At 59.0% G+C, this 16,125-nt stretch carries 15 protein-coding genes and 2 pseudogenes; 5 read left to right on the top strand and 12 right to left on the bottom strand.

What is annotated here, in order from left to right:
• Nucleotides 1-149: 149 nt before the first annotated feature.
• The 9 genes and pseudogenes from WE862_RS00265 to WE862_RS00225 all read right to left on the bottom strand — a co-directional run bounded on the left by WE862_RS00265 (nucleotide 150) and on the right by WE862_RS00225 (nucleotide 8,047).
• Nucleotides 150-980, bottom strand: coding sequence for an alpha/beta fold hydrolase (locus WE862_RS00265; RefSeq protein ID WP_042030484.1), 831 nt, complete (start codon nucleotides 978-980; stop codon nucleotides 150-152).
• A gap of 446 nt (nucleotides 981-1,426) precedes the next feature.
• Nucleotides 1,427-1,726, bottom strand: a complete 300-nt coding sequence (locus WE862_RS00260) for a putative quinol monooxygenase (protein ID WP_042030486.1) — start codon at nucleotides 1,724-1,726, stop codon at nucleotides 1,427-1,429.
• A gap of 44 nt (nucleotides 1,727-1,770) precedes the next feature.
• Nucleotides 1,771-2,133, bottom strand: a complete 363-nt coding sequence (locus WE862_RS00255; RefSeq protein ID WP_042030487.1) for a MerR family transcriptional regulator — start codon at nucleotides 2,131-2,133, stop codon at nucleotides 1,771-1,773.
• Between the two features lie 88 nt (nucleotides 2,134-2,221).
• On the bottom strand, nucleotides 2,222-2,680 hold the full coding sequence (locus WE862_RS00250) for a hypothetical protein (protein WP_042030488.1): 459 nt from the start codon (nucleotides 2,678-2,680) through the stop codon (nucleotides 2,222-2,224).
• 190 nt (nucleotides 2,681-2,870) lie between these two features.
• Entirely contained in the window at nucleotides 2,871-3,653 is a 783-nt protein-coding gene (locus WE862_RS00245) for a hypothetical protein (RefSeq protein WP_156128686.1), read from the bottom strand.
• A 304-nt stretch (nucleotides 3,654-3,957) separates the two neighbouring features.
• A complete protein-coding gene (locus tag WE862_RS00240) occupies nucleotides 3,958-4,386 on the bottom strand; it encodes a VOC family protein (RefSeq protein ID WP_042030491.1) in 429 nt (142 codons plus the stop codon).
• 446 nt (nucleotides 4,387-4,832) lie between these two features.
• Nucleotides 4,833-5,687 (bottom strand): 23S rRNA (adenine(2030)-N(6))-methyltransferase RlmJ, encoded by an 855-nt coding sequence (locus WE862_RS00235; protein ID WP_042030492.1) that lies wholly within the window; start codon nucleotides 5,685-5,687, stop codon nucleotides 4,833-4,835.
• Entirely contained in the window at nucleotides 5,681-6,142 is a 462-nt protein-coding gene (locus WE862_RS00230) for a DUF2390 domain-containing protein (protein ID WP_033113755.1), read from the bottom strand. Before WE862_RS00230 ends, WE862_RS00235 begins: the two co-directional genes overlap by 7 nt.
• Nucleotides 6,135-8,047: pseudogene (locus WE862_RS00225) on the bottom strand (ABC transporter ATP-binding protein). Before WE862_RS00225 ends, WE862_RS00230 begins: the two are co-directional and overlap by 8 nt.
• Nucleotides 8,048-8,201: 154 nt before the next feature.
• Between WE862_RS00225 and WE862_RS00220 the strand changes: the two are divergent.
• A complete protein-coding gene (locus WE862_RS00220) occupies nucleotides 8,202-8,612 on the top strand; it encodes a CBS domain-containing protein (RefSeq protein WP_033113757.1) in 411 nt (136 codons plus the stop codon).
• A 102-nt stretch (nucleotides 8,613-8,714) separates the two neighbouring features.
• Here the strand turns inward: WE862_RS00220 and WE862_RS00215 are convergent, their stop codons facing one another.
• The 3 genes from WE862_RS00215 to WE862_RS00205 all read right to left on the bottom strand — a co-directional run bounded on the left by WE862_RS00215 (nucleotide 8,715) and on the right by WE862_RS00205 (nucleotide 12,383).
• On the bottom strand, nucleotides 8,715-10,376 hold the full coding sequence (locus WE862_RS00215; RefSeq protein WP_042030496.1) for a hypothetical protein: 1,662 nt from the start codon (nucleotides 10,374-10,376) through the stop codon (nucleotides 8,715-8,717).
• Between the two features lie 129 nt (nucleotides 10,377-10,505).
• Nucleotides 10,506-10,967 (bottom strand): hypothetical protein, encoded by a 462-nt coding sequence (locus WE862_RS00210; protein WP_042030497.1) that lies wholly within the window; start codon nucleotides 10,965-10,967, stop codon nucleotides 10,506-10,508.
• A gap of 39 nt (nucleotides 10,968-11,006) precedes the next feature.
• Nucleotides 11,007-12,383: a PLP-dependent aminotransferase family protein gene (locus tag WE862_RS00205; RefSeq protein WP_042030498.1), complete on the bottom strand. Its 1,377-nt coding sequence runs from the start codon at nucleotides 12,381-12,383 to the stop codon at nucleotides 11,007-11,009.
• Between the two features lie 120 nt (nucleotides 12,384-12,503).
• Between WE862_RS00205 and WE862_RS00200 the strand changes: the two genes are divergently transcribed.
• The 4 genes and pseudogenes from WE862_RS00200 to WE862_RS00185 all read left to right on the top strand — a co-directional run bounded on the left by WE862_RS00200 (nucleotide 12,504) and on the right by WE862_RS00185 (nucleotide 15,872).
• Nucleotides 12,504-13,100 (top strand): LysE family translocator, encoded by a 597-nt coding sequence (locus WE862_RS00200; protein WP_042030499.1) that lies wholly within the window; start codon nucleotides 12,504-12,506, stop codon nucleotides 13,098-13,100.
• A 118-nt stretch (nucleotides 13,101-13,218) separates the two neighbouring features.
• Entirely contained in the window at nucleotides 13,219-13,809 is a 591-nt protein-coding gene (locus WE862_RS00195) for a LysE family translocator (RefSeq protein WP_042030532.1), read from the top strand.
• A gap of 126 nt (nucleotides 13,810-13,935) precedes the next feature.
• Nucleotides 13,936-14,635: pseudogene (locus WE862_RS00190) on the top strand (aspartate/glutamate racemase family protein).
• A 130-nt stretch (nucleotides 14,636-14,765) separates the two neighbouring features.
• Nucleotides 14,766-15,872, top strand: coding sequence for a 1-acyl-sn-glycerol-3-phosphate acyltransferase (locus WE862_RS00185; RefSeq protein WP_033113764.1), 1,107 nt, complete (start codon nucleotides 14,766-14,768; stop codon nucleotides 15,870-15,872).
• The last annotated feature ends 253 nt before the right edge of the window (nucleotides 15,873-16,125 follow it).

The raw sequence follows: 16,125 nt of genomic DNA, 5'->3' as shown, positions 1-16,125 counted from the left end.
ATCGAGCGGCTATTGATAACGGATGTAGTTGTCGGCTTACAAGCATTACTGTCACGCAATGGTAACCAGATGTGACAAGTGTGAAGAGGTTCGCCTTTGCCGGGGAGATACGAGAGCCAAGTGCGCCCGCATCCCCTCCCGGTGGCGACCTAGCGGGCGGCGGATTGGCTGGTCAGCCACTCCTGCAAGGCATTGGCAAAGGCGGCGGGTTGTTCGATGGGGTAGAGGTGGTTGGCCCCCTCGATCTGCTTGAGCTGGCAGTGTGGCAGCTGTGCGGCCAGAGCCTCGCCGACCAGCGCGAACAGCGGGCGGGTCGCCGCTCCCAGCATCACGCAGGCGGGCAGGGTCAGGGTGGCAAGACGTGCGGGCGACCAGTCGGGGCGTTCGCTCTGGCTCAACTGCTTGGGCAGGCTGGCGGCCTCGGCCAGCTGCGCCTGCTGCCACTTGACGGGCTGGCTGGCAAAATAGCCGCCGCGGCCACCCGAGCCATCGATCAGGCTGGCGACCGCCTGTGGCAACTTGCCCTCCTGCACCTGTGCAAACAGCGGGCCGAACATGGCGCCGGCATCGGCCATAAAGGCGGCAAGACCCTGCTCATCAAGGGCGCCGGGGCAACCCGGCTCCACCAGACAGAGGGAGCGAAAGCGCTCGGGCGCCATCAGGGCGGCGGTCAGGGCGACATCCGCCCCGTATGACCAGCCCGCCAGATGCACTGGCCCGCACGGCAACTGCTCCAGCAGGGCAAGCAGATCGCCGGCATGGGTCTCAAGACCAAACGGCCCCTCTCTACCCGCCTCGCCAAAGTGGCGCAGGGTGGGGGCATAGACGGTGTAGTGCTGCGAGAGCAGCTCGATATGTTCGAGCCAGAGGGTGTGGTTGGCCAGCGCGCCATGGATCAGCAACAGCGGCTCGCCGCTGCCCGTCTGCAGGCAGGGCTGCGCACTGCCATTGACGATAAAGGTGTGAGTCTGTGACTGCATATCAACGCCTCCCCGGCGTGTCATAAGAACGGAAGAGTATATGACAAGCGCCCAGCGGCCGGTAAGTGGGCGCTTTCAGGCTGGCGCTAGCCACTATAAGCAAAAATTGGGTCATAATCGGAAAACCCATAAATCCAGCTTATAGTGGCACCGACGAGCCTTGGGTTGCATCAGGGTGAGTGATACAAGCCCCACAAGGGGATCTTCCGATCCTTGTTTATCTCGGGGGTTATACGCGATTGTCCGAATACGCTGCGCTATTCAAACCTACGGGCTGCAACCAATAAGAGGGTCGTGACTGTTGTGGATGGATGAGTGTTAGCCAGAAAGGTGTGCGCCTTATGATAAAGCTTCGTGAGTTTCCGTAGTGGTTGTGGAATCACTTGTTGTTGGTTGTAGCGAATCGTTATGCCTGACATCGGCTGGAGGCCGATGTCAGGTGATAATTAGAGCGGTACGGGCACATCAGTGACAAAGTACTGCACCACCTCTGTCAAATCCTGCCTCAGGTATTCTTGCGTATGAGGTTGCTCAAAGTGAAATTTGAAGTCATCTTCACTGTTAAATCTTTCCCACAGCAAGAAACGGCGCTTATCATCTACGCATTGATGAAGTGTGAAAATAGAGCAACCAGGTTCTTTTAGTGTCTCTTCGCAAAGTTTTTTCAAGTGCTGGCGAGCTTTACTGATGTTTTCAGGAACTTTGACCTTTAGTTCGGCAGTAATGTAATAACCGGGATTAAACATAAATGACTCCTTGTCAGTGGAATCTGTACGTTAATCCCTCGAGTTCACTCTAGGTCAAGCATTTTTTGGTCGTAGGCATCTATTTTGTAGATCACAATATTCAGTTCATCATTGAGTCTTGCTATCTCTTGTTCAAGGTCGGTTTTATGAGCGACAAGCAAAGACTTCCTTTCTGACAAGGTTGTAGAACCGGCTTGGCGTAGCTTGGCAAATGATTTTATTTCCGCTAGCGGCATTCCGGTAGACTTTAAACGTTTAATCCAGGTTAACCATTCAATATCTGTTTTATCGAAAATACGTTGACCTGATTCATTCCTGCGGATATCCAGTAATAGTCCTTCTTTCTCATAATATCGTAGCGTATGAATAGAAATATTTGTTATCTCGGCGACTTCAGAAATTTTCATGATATCTCCATGAGATTTTCATGCGAGGTTAAACGGTGGAATGATAATAAGCATTGGGATTAACTTCAAAATATAAAAATGGAGTTGGTTACGCATTGTTTTTAAGCGTTTTGTTATTTTGTAGTCTAACATCTATTTCATTCGAAAAATCTGAGAAGCCATCCAAGTCAAAAGGTGCATAAATTTTCTTGCGACTGTTGGTGCGAATAACCAGACAATTTACTATTAGTAACATTTCCATGCTCACACCGGTCATCTCTGTATAGGGTATGGAGACTTTTCGGAAGAAGCGGTTTCTACCTACCACATCATCACTTCTTAATTCGACAGAAAACAATCGGGACGCCTGAGTCATTGCGAACAATACAACGAAGGATACTAGCAGGATTTTTAAATATTGGTAAAAGAGCCAATAACCCAACTCCATGTCGAGTTGGTTTTTGTATGTACTGAGGGCAACAAACCCGGCAAAAATTAATGTGATAAATATAAAGAACCGCTTGCTCATGGAGAGTAATGGTTGTTGCCAATTTAATGAATATTTCATGGTTTATTCCAACTGGATAAAAATAAAACTCACTTAATAAGCGAATGGCAGAGGATCTCCACCTCGTCAGGAACGTTTGCTATAGCGATAGTGGATTTTCAGGATTTTTTTGCCGGTTTATTCGCGATTGTCCGAATACGCTGCGCTATTCGAACCTACGAGCTGGGCATATGTCGTACATGACAAATTCTTAGCGATGCGCACCGAATACGACTGTTCGGTGAATTAGTGTCGATGCCTTCCCTGTTTTCTGTGCATAGAGACTCAACTCGGAGAGCAATTTACCAACAAAGGCAAAATCATCTTGGTCCCACGACTTTCCCTTGACCGGGTGCATAACAGCATTTCTGATTGAGTTCAGTTTCTTGAGGTCTGTAAGAAGTTTTTGCTTATTTGCAACGAATGATTTTGGAAGATTTACAGAGAACAATTTCCAGTTCTTTTCGATGATTTCCGACAGGTGGATGAAAGTTGTATAGGCGAACGGGTTATCTACAGGTTCGGCATCTTCTTCTCGGGCTTGGACGCAGGCTTTTCGAACAGGTAGTGGAACGCCGTTTCGCCACCAAGCCGACTCAGAATCGCCAAACTCTTTGATGAGAATATCTTTAATATGTTGATGAAGACCGACTTCGAGATCTGCAATTCGTTCGTACATGTCTCCGCGATTTGCTGTCGAGAAAGCCATAGCCCAGTAGAGATTTGCTTCGTCCCAAGATATTTCTTGAGCTGCTGCATCTCGGTAATATGACTTGGTGGCTTTGCCATCAGATCTTTCTAACAGATTGTGAAGTAAATCTCGATGTGATGGATCAATTCCGAAGAACACCTCTGAGGCTGTTACACCACCTTCGGCAACCTGTAGCTTCATGTAGCGAACTATTGTTTGGAATGACACATCCATTTCTTTCGCGATTACGTGCAAAGGCTTTTCTACACGTAGATGACCAACTGCAATTTGGCGCTTAGTCATTATTCAGATACCCAATAGTGATTAGATGGAGGACGGTACTAACACATTAATACCGTCTTCCATCTAACTCTACACCAGTCTGATATATGCGGTGATAAATGACATTTTAAATTAAAGGGGGCACAGCATTGGCACTGAATGTGTTCGCTTTAGTCATTATTTTCCATAAATATACATGGCTGTATAGAAAAAACAGTGAAAGCATTGGCTGTGAATAAATATTTTTATGCTCACTCTTTTGCGTTGGGCATCATTATCTAGTGACGTCATTATACGTCCTACCCATTATTACACCGCCCTCTTGCTAAAACCGAATCTCCACCGACCTAGCACTACGCGTTGCCTCGCCGTGATAAACCGCTTCGATATTATTGCCATCCGGGTCGAGGACAAAGGCGGCGTAATAGCCGGGGTGATAATTACGCTCGCCGGGGGCGCCGTTATCTTGGCCGCCGTGGGCCAGCGCGGTTTGATAAAAGCGATCAACCATGGCGCGATCTTTTGCCTGAAAGGCGAGGTGGTGGCGACCGGTCAACACGCCCAGCGCGGCGGGGCTATCGACAGAGGTGACAAACAGTTCGTCGGCCCAGAAGTAGCTATCGCCGGTACCGCCCAGTGGAATATCGAGGGTGGCGAGAATGGCCGTGTAAAAGCGCTCGCTGGCGGCCAAATCTTTTACCACCAGCTGGATATGGTCGATCAAACGACCCCGATGCAGTGTTTGTGTTTCCATACACCACCTTGATTTGGATGTTGTGGATGAGTCACCGGCTGGGCATGCAGGGGGAATTGGTATGGCTACCGCCCCTGAATTACAGCCTCCAGTCTGCTGCTTTTAACCAACGGGGTGTGGCTGGCATGGCTCATGGGGTGACTCCGACGAGGCTCGTATTGCCAATTGGCTATAGTACCGGCCCCTTGGCCAAGGGAAAGGGTGATGCGGGGAATTCCTGAGCCAGATCAACTAATTAATCAATAACGGCTGGTCTGGTGTGCAGGTGGGGCGCGTGGCCATTGGTGAGGAAAACAGTTAGTGGGGAAAAGTGTCGGCGGGTAAAAGCGGTGGCGGGTAAAAAACAAGAAGCCCCTGAACGGGGCTTCTCTTTGCTGGCCATGCCGCCACTGTGAACGGCTTGGCTGATCGTCTCGCTGGCGCGTTGACCGGGCGCCGGAGCGGGCTTACTCTTCGACCTTGTTGAGCCACTCGACCTTGTATTGGGCACCGGCGCCCTGCGCCAGCTTGGCGCAGAGGGGTTTGAGGAAGGCTTCAATCTGCTCGTCCAGCATCCAGGGCGGGCTGATGATCAGCATGCCTGAGCCGTTCATGCCCCAATCCTTGGTCTGACCGGCCACTTCCAGCTCGGCCACCAGGACATTGCCGAAGTTCTCGCGCTTGATGGCGCGCAGCATGTCGCGGGATTTGTCCGCCTCTTCCCCCAGAATGGGATACCAGAGGGCGTAGATGCCGGTGGCCCAGCGCTTCTGCGCCTTTTTCAGGGTATCGACCACGGCGAAGTAATCTTCTTTGAGCTCATAGGGCGGGTCGATCAGCACCAGCCCGCGGCGCGGGGTGGGCGGCAGCAGGGCGACCAGCCCCTCGAAGCCGTCACGATGGTGGACGGCGACGCGCGGGTCGTAACCCATGTTGGCGCGCAGGTCTTCCACTTCGTTGTTGTGCAGCTCCATCAGCGCCAGCTTGTCCTGCGCGCGGGTGAGGCGGCGCGACAGCTCCGGCGAGCCGGGGTAGTAGTGGAGCTGGCCATCGCTATTCATCTCGTCGATAACGGCGAAATAGGGGGCCATGGCGGGCCACTGGCCGCGCTCGTCCCACAGCCGGCCGATGCCGTCGGCATACTCCGCCTTCTTCTGCGACCACTCGCCGCGCAGGTCGTAGAGACCGCCGCCGGCATGGGTATCCAGCACGATGAAGGGTTTCTCCTTCTTCTTGAGGGACTCGATGATCAGGGCCTGAACGGTGTGTTTCAGCACGTCGGCGTGGTTGCCGGCGTGAAAGGCGTGGCGATAACTCAGCATATTAGGTCTCTGAGGGGGCCCTGCGTGGCCCCCAGTAGCGATAGATAGTTCAACAGATTCTGGCTCTTGCCGCGCACCAGGGTGAGGCTGCGCAGGGTTTGCAGCAGCACCCCCTGCTGGAGCCGCTCCAGCTCCAGCTCGTGGGCCAGCATGGCCTGATATTCGGATTCGCCGAGCCGCCCCTTGGCGTTTTTGCGCAGGGCGCGCCAGGGGGTCAGCACGGCTTCGGTTTGCAGCAGGGCGGGCTGCAGGTCGAGCAGGTCGACCGGGATCCCGAGCTCATCGAGGCGATGCAGCAGCAGGGCCAGATTGACGTTGCCCCCCAGCTCCTGCACGGTGAGCCAGTCATGGCTGCGGGCGCCATACACCTCGCCGCTCCACTGCCAGAAGCCGCGCGGGGAGGGGAGTTCATCGGCAGCGACCCGCTCCGGGGCCATCAGCATTTCGTCACGCAAGGAATTCCTGCTCCATGGTTTCCAGCTCTTCGGAGAGGCTCATCCACTCCATCTCGACGTTCTCCAGCTCCTCCTTGATGGGGCCCTGGGACTTGAGCAGCTCGGAGAGCTTCTGCTTGGCGCTCTCCTCGTAGATGGCCGGATTGGCCAGCTGGCTCTCGATGTCGGCCAGCTTGCCCTGCAGCTTCTCCATGCTCGCTTCGAGCTTTTCCAGCTTCTGGCGCAGCGGACGGGTCTGCTGGCGGAACTCCGCCTCGCGCCGCTTCTGATCCTTGCGCGCCACCGCCGAGTTGGCAGAGACGGGGCCATCGGTCGGCTTGGCGTTGGCCTCTTTCTCCTGCTCGCCGAGCCACTTGTGGTAGTCGTCGAGATCGCCGTCGAACGGCTCGACCCGGCCACCGTGTACCAGATAGAAGTCGTCGGTGGTGGTGCGCAGCAGGTGGCGATCGTGTGATACCACTACCATGGCCCCTTCGAAGCCTTGCAGCGCCATGGTCAGGGCGTGGCGCATCTCCAGATCCAGGTGGTTGGTCGGTTCATCGAGCAGCAAGAGGTTCGGCTTTTGCCAGGTGATGAGGGCCAGCACCAGCCGCGCCTTTTCACCGCCGGAGAAGGGGGCCACTTTGTCGAGGGCCTTGTCACCGTGGAAGCCAAAGCTGCCCAGATAGTTGCGCAGCTCCTGCTCGGTCTTGTCCGGCGCGAGGCGCACCAGATGGTCGAGCGGGGTATCGTCGAGACGCAGGGTCTCCAGCTGATGCTGGGCAAAGTAACCGATGCTCACCCCGGCGCTCACTTCCAGCTTGCCGGAGAGCGGCGGGTTGGAGCCGGCCAGCATCTTGATAAAGGTCGATTTACCGGCGCCGTTGCGACCGAGCAGACCGATGCGCGAACCCGGTACCAGATTGAGTTTGATCTTCTCGAGGATCACCTTGTCGCCGTAACCGGCGGAGAGGTTCTCCATGGCGATGAGCGGGGTCGGCAGGGCCGACGGCTCGCGAAACTCGAAGCTGAACTCGGAGTCGGCGTGGGCGGGCAGGATCTTCTCCATCCGCTCCATCGCTTTCAGGCGGCTCTGGGCCTGACGGGCCTTGGAGGCCTTGTAGCGGAAGCGGTTGCCACATAGGATTGCATGTGGGCCATCTCGCGCTGCTGCTTCTCGTACATCGACTGCTGCTGGGCCAGATGTTCGGCACGCTGCAGTTCGAAGTCGGAGTAGCCGCCGGTGTATTCGTTGAGCTTGCCGTTCTCGATATGGATGATGCGGCTGATGACCGAGTCGAGGAAATCGCGGTCGTGAGAGATCAGCACCAGCGTGCCCTGATAGCCCTTGAGCCACTTCTCCAGCCAGATGACGGCGTCGAGATCCAGGTGGTTGGTCGGTTCATCGAGCAGCAGCAGATCGGAGCGGCAGAGCAGCGCCTGGGCGAGGTTCAGGCGCATGCGCCAGCCACCGGAGAAGCTGCGTACCGGCGAGCTGAGCTGCTCGTCGGCAAAACCGAGGCCGTGCAGCAGTTCGGCGGCGCGGGCGCGGATGCTGTAGGCGCCGATGGTGTCGAGCTTGCTGTGCAGCTCGGCCACCAGCAGGCCGTTGTCCTCCTGCTCGGCCTGGGCGAGTTCGGCCTCCAGCGCGCGGAACTCCTTGTCGCCGTCGATCACGTAGTCGAGGGCGGAGCAATCGAGCGCCGGGGTCTCCTGCGCCACGCCCGCAATCTGCCAGCCGGCGGGCAGGCTGAAGCTGCCGCTGTCGATGGCCAGCTCCCCCCGTACCAGTGCAAAAAAGGTGGACTTGCCACAGCCGTTTTTGCCCACCAGACCCACCTTGTGGCCCGGGTGAATGGTGGCGGAGGCGTTGTCCAGCAGCTTGCGGCCGCCGCGGATCAGTTCGATTTGACTGGCAACTATCATGGGTGGGATCTGCTTGCTCAAAAATGGAGGAGAAAAACTGGCGCGGATCTTACGTGAAAAGGCGCAGATTTGCACTTTGGCACGCGGCTCGCTATGGCTGGTATGACAAAAACATGCCATAACAGAGAAACCAGTTTGGTTACGGGAGGTTAGCATGCTTATCAGGGATATTATGACGACCCGGGTCGCCACCGTGTCGATGGATGATCGGCTCAGCGTCATCAAGGATATCTTCGAGCAGGCCCACTTTCGCCATCTGCTGGTGCTGGAGGAGGGGGAGCTGGTGGGGGTCATCTCCGACCGCGACCTGTTTCGCGCCATCAGCCCCTATCTCGACTCCGAGGCCGAGATGACCCGCGATACCGAAACCCTCACCAAGCGGGCGCACCAGATCATGAGCCGCCACCCCGTTACCATCGCCCCCCAGCTCACCGTGCGCGAAGGCGTGCAGCTGATGCTGGAGAAGAATGTCTCCTGCCTGCCGGTGCTGGAAAACGGGGCTCTGGTCGGCATCATCAGCTGGAAGGATTTTCTGCGGGTTGCGCTGACGCCGGACGGACTCTGAATTGCCCCGGCCGCCCGGGGCCGAACGGGAAGTGATAACCGGAACGAGAGAGGGGAGCCATGGCTCCCCTCTCTCGTTGATGGCTCACTGGTCGCTTGGGCTTTATGACGCCGGCGGCTTGCCGGCATTGCTCGCAGGCATGCTGCCGGAGAGCTTGGGTTGCAGGTGGCTGCGGATCTCGTTCAGGGTCTGGCGATACTGCTCCCCGTGCTGCTCCAGAAAGGCGGGGCTATGGCGCAGGCGCCGCTCCAGCCGATCCACCACCAGCGCCACCTTGGGCGCCGCCATGCCGGCGGGCCAGCTGTGTTGCAGCAGCTCCAGCAGTTGCCAGGCATCGCCGGGCAGGGCGGGGAACTCCTCCTGCAACTGCAATCCTGCCTGCAGTGCCAGTTGGTGGTCGCCACTTTGCATCGCCCGGTGGCGGGTCTGGCGCAGCTCGGTGAGGCGCTGCTCGCGGGCCGTCAGGCGCACGCCCAGCTCGCTCACCAGATGGTGAAAGAGCTGGCGGGTGAGGGGATGGGGGGCGACCCGGATGCGATATTCGGATAGCTGGGTCAGGTAGCGGCTCGCATGGTGCGGCAGACCGCAGAACTGGCTGACGGCAAAGCCGAGCAGCAGGGTGACATGGCTGGTGCTTGCCTGATCCGGCTGATGGTGCGAGATGAGGATCAACGCCTCGTCGAAGCGGTACTCCAGCCCCAGTTTCAGCGCCTGCAGCAGCTCGTACTCGTGCGCCTGCAGGGTCACGGTGCGCTTGAGGTGAACCCACTCCTGCATCAGGGAGCGGATCCGGTTGGCAGAGGGGCTCTGCCACAGCACCGCCAGCGCCGCGCTCAGCATGAAGCTCTCCAGCGACTGGCGGGGATGCAGCTCACCGAAATAGCGCAGATTGAGGCTGTGGACCTGCTCCAGAACCTTATCCTCATCCTGCAAGATCAATCCCAGCAGCATGGCCAGCTGGTGCCAGCGTGGCTGGTGGGGGCGGATTTTTTGCAGCTCCTGCAGCGTGCCCCAGGCGGTTTGCCACTGATGTTGATGGAGCTGGCTGGCCAGCGTCAGCTCCCGTTTGATGGCCAGCGGCAAGGTATCCTGATGGCGCTGCAGATCGGTGAGTGCGCTCTGCAGTTTTCCCAGCCCGAGCAGGCCGTAGAAGAGGCCGGCTCGGGGCCAGTTGGTGCGGTATTCGTTGGCGCAGAGGGCGTAGTGCTGGGCGGCTGCCATCTGATCGGCGGATTGCAGCAGCAGATAACCCTTGAGTCGATCCAGCCAGGGGTTGAGCTCCCGATGTTCCGGCTGGAACAGCAGGTCTTCACAGGTGGCGGTAGCGATCTGCCACTCCCGCAGGGCGATGGGGGCGCTGAGGGAGGGGGTGAGTGAGCTCAGGTGCACCAGCTGGCGCAGCACCTCGTCGAGCTGACCGGTCATAAAGGGGAGCGGCAGATAGAGGGAGAAATAGAGATCCGAGGGGAGAAACTCCTGCTCGCTGGCGTCGGCATCGAGCAGCAGCAGGACGCAACCGGGTTGCAGCAGGCCGAGGTAGTGCGCCTCGTGGAGCAGGCGGGCTCCTTCAAGCCCCTGCTGCTTGTCCTGCTGGCAGATGATGGCATCAAAAGGTTGTTGCTGGAGCAGGGCAAGCAGGCCGTTGTGCCCATGTTCTGTGTGGTTGTGGTAGTGAATATGTTCGGCCAGCACACCCTGTTCGGTCAGTTGCCGGATGATGGCGCTGCGCAGCAGAGGATCCTCATCAAGCAGCAATATCGCCATACAACACTCCCTTTTTGCCAATCCTTGAATGGATCATGGTAGAGCCAAGGGACACATAGGCCCAGTTTTGGGCGGATGAAAAGTTGACAGTAGTCAGCAGAGAACAGGATGGGGCATGATGAGCAGTTATCACATCTCGCTGGTCTTGGCCGGGAAGCTGCACTCGGTCTGCCTGATCATGCGTTCCCCCTCTCCCCCGGCACCTTGCCAGCTTAGTTCGAGCTGCCCGAGGTGGCCAAGGTGGCGCAGCTCGAATTCGTAGCGCTGGCAGGGATTATCCAGCGGCAGTGTGCTCATCCCCGCCGGCAACCGGTAGTCATAGCTGAGCCGCGGCCCATCCTGCAGCTGGCTGCGAAGCGGCACCAATCCCTCCGGTGTGGGGGATGGCGCCTTCAGATAGCGGCGCAAGCTGAGCGGCGCGTCGATCGCCTTCTGATAGTTGAGGCCGTTCATGGCCGCCAACTCCTCCTCCAGCCGTTGCAGCTCCCCCTCCAGACCCGTGATGACCACCCCCAGCTGTTGATGGGCTGGCGAGGCGCACCCGCCCAGCAGCAGGGTTGAGGCGAGCAGGGTGGCTCTGAAGCGGGGCATGGCATCTCCTTGACGGGTCATTGTGGTTGGCAGGGCAGACTATAGCAGGGGATTGCTGGGGGGCGTGCCCCGCAGCAGCTGGGCCAGCCGCTCCAGCCCTTCGGCCACACGGGCATCGGTGGCGGGCTGGCTCAGGCTCAGGCGTACCCCCTGCGGGGCGGCGAACTGGCCGGCGGCGAAGTGTTCCCCGCTTGCCACCCCGACGTCAAGGGCATCGGCTGCGGCGGCGAACTCCTGACTGCGCCACGGCTCGGGCAGCGGCAGCCAGGCGTGCATACTGCCCGGCTGCCAGCGCGCGCCGGGCAGCAGGTGGTGCAGCAGCTCGCCACGACGTGCCAGAGTCTGCCGCTGCTCGCGGATCAGCTGGTCGATCCCTGGTTGGCTCACCAGCTGGCAGGCCAGCTCGACCAGCAGGGGGCTGACCATCCAGCTGGAGAGGCGCATCGCCTGGGCGAATCCCTGCTTGAGGTGGTCAGGCGCCAGCACGAAGCCGACCCGCATACCGCCGCAGGCGATCTTGGCCAGACTGCCGAGGTAGATGACCCGCTCCGACGCCAGATTGACCAGCGGCACCTGATGGGGCTCCGGCAGCAGGCCGTTGACGTCATCTTCGATGATCAGCAGGTCGTGCCGGCGGGCAATGGCGACAATGGCCTCGCGCCGTGCCAGCGACATGATGGCGGTGGTGGGGTTTTGCAGGGTAGGGGTGAGGTAGAGCACTCTGGCGCGCCGGCTGCGGCAGGCCGCCTCCAGCGCATCGGGCAGCAGCCCCTCTTCATCCATGGCAAGACCGATGACCTGATTTTTCAGCTGGCGGGCATTGCCCAGCATGCCGGGATAGCTGAGCCCCTCGCACATCAGACTCTCGCCGACACAGCCGGTTGCCAGCATGGCCAGCATGATGCCGTGCTGGGCGCCGTGGCTGAACAGCAGCCGCTCCTCTTGCGCTGCAATACCCTGCCTTGTCAGCCACTCGATAAAGCGCTGGCGCTGATCCGGCTGGCCCGCCTCCTTGCCATAGCCAAGCAGCAGGTTGAGATCCCCCTGACTCAGGTTTTCCAGCAGCGGGCGGATTAAGGCGGCCCGATCGAGCTGCACTGGCAGGTTCTGCCACAACTCGATGCGCGGCCCCTCCTCGGTACGGATCACCCACTGATTGGCGGGATCCGTGCTCGCTCCTTTAACCCAGGTGCCGTGGCCGACCCGGGCGGCGACCAGCCCGCGCCGCTCTGCCTCGCTGTAGGCGCGGGTGACGGTACCCACCGTGACCCCCAGCTTGTCCGCCAGCGCCCTGTGGGTCGGCAGACGGGTTTGGGCGGGCAGCGAGCCATCCACAATGGCCTGCTCGATGGCGCTGGCCAGTCTGAGGTAGAGGGGGCCATCGAAGGCGGAGAGATCCGGTGTCCAGATTGTCATGGTGACAATAAATCCATTGATCGAAACTTGAGGGCAATATAGCGTGAATTTCAACCTGATAACAACCATTGAGAGTTGATTGTATCGATACAATTAGCCCATCAAGATGAGGAGTCGCTTATGACGTTCGAATGGTATGCCACCCTGTTTGGCTTCGCCGTGCTCACCTGCGGCACGCCCGGCCCCAACAACTTGATGCTGACGGCCTCCGGCGCCAACTTCGGCGTGCGGCGCACCCTGCCACACCTGTTTGGCGTAGCGCTGGGGCAACCTGTGCTGCAACTGGTGCTGGCGCTGGGGCTCTATCCGCTGTTCGAGCGCTGGCCTCTGCTGCGCCTCGGCTTGCAGATCTTCGGCAGCCTCTATCTGCTCTGGCTGGCCTGGCGCATCGCGGTGGCAGGAGCCCCGAGCGATCCGGCCCGGCGCGCCCGGCCGCTGACCCTGCTGGAGGGGTTGGGCTTCCAATTTCTCAACCCCAAGGCGTGGATGATGGGGATCTCCGCCATCAGTCTGTTCAGTCTGACCGGTACCGGTTACTGGCCCAGCCAGCTGGCGGTGATGGCCATGTTCGCGCTGGTGGCGCTGCCCACCTGCTTTGTGTGGGTGTTGTTCGGCCATCAGCTGAGCAACTGGATCAGTACGGATCGGGGCTGGCGCCGACTCAACGGATCCCTCGGTCTGCTGACTGCCCTCTGCGTGGTGATGCTCTGGTATTGAGGCTTTTCCCGCCCGCTTTCTCCTTGTGGTCGGGCTGCCGTTTCTGCATATTGGTGGGCTGCTTTATCTGGCGGATTGTCTGGCAGAGAGTCCGATATGTGGTCTGAACGAGGTTGAGATGGATCTGAACTGGGTACTGCCCCTCGCGGGGTTTGCACTGGTCACCTGCGGTACGCCGGGGCCAAACAATATGCTGCTCACCAGCGCCGGGGCGGCGCAGGGATTTCGCCGCACGCTACCCCTGCTGGTGGGGGTGGTCGGGGGGATCAACCTGATGATCCTCGCCATGGCGCTGGGGCTCGGGGTGATCTTTGACAAGGTGCCGCTGCTGCACGACGGGCTCAAGCTGATCGGTTCGGCCTACCTGCTCTGGCTGGCGTGGAAGGTGGCGACCGCCAGCGGCCCGGCAGAAGGCAATCGGCCGCTTATTCCCGCCCATCAGGGGGCCATGCTGCAACTGCTCAACCCCAAGGCGTGGATGATGGCACTCTCCGCCATCAGCGGTTTCACCCTGGCGGGAGAGGCCTACTGGCCATCCGCCATCTGGGTGCTTGCCATCTTTTTTGTGACCGGCCTCTATACCGGTGCTTTCTGGGTACTGTTCGGCGCCCAGGTGCGCCGTCTTATCCGCACCGCCCGGGGCTGGCGCCGTTTTAACCTCGGCATGGGGATCGCTACGGCGGCCTGCGTGCTGATGATCTGGATTTAGTCCGGGGCTGACCCGGGCCTTTACCGGCTGTCTTGTTGGCCCTGCGGGGCCTTTTTTATCTCGCCCCTGTTGCCTTGCCTGCAAGGTGGCGTGGCACAGCCTTACCTTGGGATGAAAGGAGCAGTTATGAAATGTATTGGTCTGCTGGGTGGCATGAGCTGGGAGTCCACTGTCAGCTACTATCAGGCGCTCAACCGCGGGGTGCGGGCCAAGCTCGGTGGCCTGCACTCGGCGCGGGTGCTGCTCAATAGCGTCGACTTTGCCGAGATAGAGCGGCTGCAGCATGTCGGTGACTGGCCCGCCACTGCCCGCCTGCTGGCGGCCGAAGCGCGCAAACTGCAGGATGGTGGCGCCGATTTCTTGCTGATCGGCACCAACACCATGCACAAGGTGGCGCCCGAGATTGAGGCCGCCATCGACATCCCGCTGCTCCATATCGCCGATGCCACTGCGCGCCGCCTGCAAGCGGACGGGATACAAAGGGTTGGCCTGCTCGGCACCCGCTTTACCATGGAGCAGGACTTCTACAAGGGACGGCTGCAGACGCACTTCGGGCTGGAGGTGCTGGTGCCTGCCGAGGCAGAGCGGGAGCGGTGCTCATCGCATCATCTATGACGAGCTCTGTCTGGGTGAGATCCGTGACGCATCGCGCGCCGAGTATCTGGCCATTATCGCCGGTCTGGCCGCTGCCGGCGCCGAGGCGGTGATCCTCGGTTGCACCGAGATTGCCCTGTTGGTGGGGGAGGCGCAGGCGACTGTGCCGCTCTACGACACCACCGCCATTCATGCCGAGGCGGCCGTCACCCTGGCCCTGACATCCGATTAATTAACTGGTCAGATCTCACTATTCATGCTTGTCTCATACCCCTTGCCATAAAAGCGTGTAAAATTGCGCCCTGAATTTTCCCCGGCCAACGCGGGTTGGCTGCGGTTTCCTAGCATGCAAGGCTGACATTGTGACTGAAGTTGACAGATTCGCGGACATTCGCCCTTACCGCGATGAAGAAGTGCCGGCGGCCATCGAACGGCTGATCCAGGATGATGAATTTATCGGTGCCATCGCCAAATACCGTTTTGGCTCCCTGATGAGCTGGCTGGGCTGGGCTATTCGCCCGCTGATCCGCCAGGTGCTGCGCTACAAGTGGTCAAAAGTGACCACAGTGCATCAGGTGCAGGTCGGGGTGACCAACTATATGTCCCGGATGATCGCCACCTCCACCAAGGGGGTGACCTTCTCCGGGATCGAGCATCTGAAGAAGGAGCAGGGCTACCTGTTCGTCTCCAACCACAGGGACATCGCCATGGATCCGGCCTTCGTCAACTGGGGTCTCTATACCCACGGTTTTGACACGGTCCGCATCGCCATCGGCGACAACCTGCTGCGTAAACCCTGCGCCACCGAGCTGATGAAGCTCAACAAGAGCTTTATCGTCAAGCGCTCCGCCAAGGGGCCGCGGGAGATGATGAAGGCGCTCGGCGAGCTCTCCGCCTACATCGGCCAGTCGGTGCATGAAGGCCACTCCATCTGGATCGCCCAGAAGGAAGGGCGCGCCAAGAATGGCGATGACAAGACGGATCCGGCCATCCTCAAGATGTTCTACGTCGACGGCAAGAAGCAGAAGATCGACTTCGTCGACTACATGCGCAGCCTCAATATCGTGCCGGTCAGCATCAGCTACGAGCTGGACCCCACCGACAAGGCGAAGGCTCGCGAGCTCTACGAGAAGTCGGTCAACGGCAGTTACGAGAAGGGCGAGTTCGAGGATATCGAGAGCATCGTTGCCGGCATCGTCGGCATGAAGGGACGGGTTCACGTCGCTTTCGGTGCGCCGATTACCGAGGGCTTCAGCGATCCGGACGAGCTGGCGGCCCTGATCGACAAGGCGATCTGGAGCAGCTACCGCCTCTTCCCGAGCAACTATCTGGCGGCCGATGTCTCCGGCAAGGCCAACACCATCGAGCAGGCGGCCTTCTTGACCCGTCAGTCAGAGGTGCCGGAAGAGCACAAGGCAATCTGGCGTGCCATGTATGCCAAACCGGTGGAAAACGCCGGCAAGGCTTGAATGAAACCGGTTGCGTGAAAAAAACGGGAGCAGATGCTCCCGTTTTTGCGTCTGGTCAAAGTCGCCGGCAAAAGGGTGGTGAATAATATGGTTTCAGCTGGTACGATCACCCGAAAAATGGGGTTCACGCTCTTGGCAACCACCGGATGAGTGTGTAACAGTGCCCCAATATGCTGAATGTGAGCATTAGCTCTAATCCCTCTGCACGGATCGCCGGGGGCATTATCGAAGGGCCTGTAACAGGCCCTTTTTC

Source organism: Aeromonas jandaei (assembly GCF_037890695.1).
In the GTDB taxonomy this organism is placed as follows: Bacteria; Pseudomonadota; Gammaproteobacteria; order Enterobacterales; family Aeromonadaceae; genus Aeromonas; species Aeromonas jandaei.
Note: the sequence above shows the minus strand (reverse complement) of the source record. Positions and strands in the feature narration are given on the sequence as shown.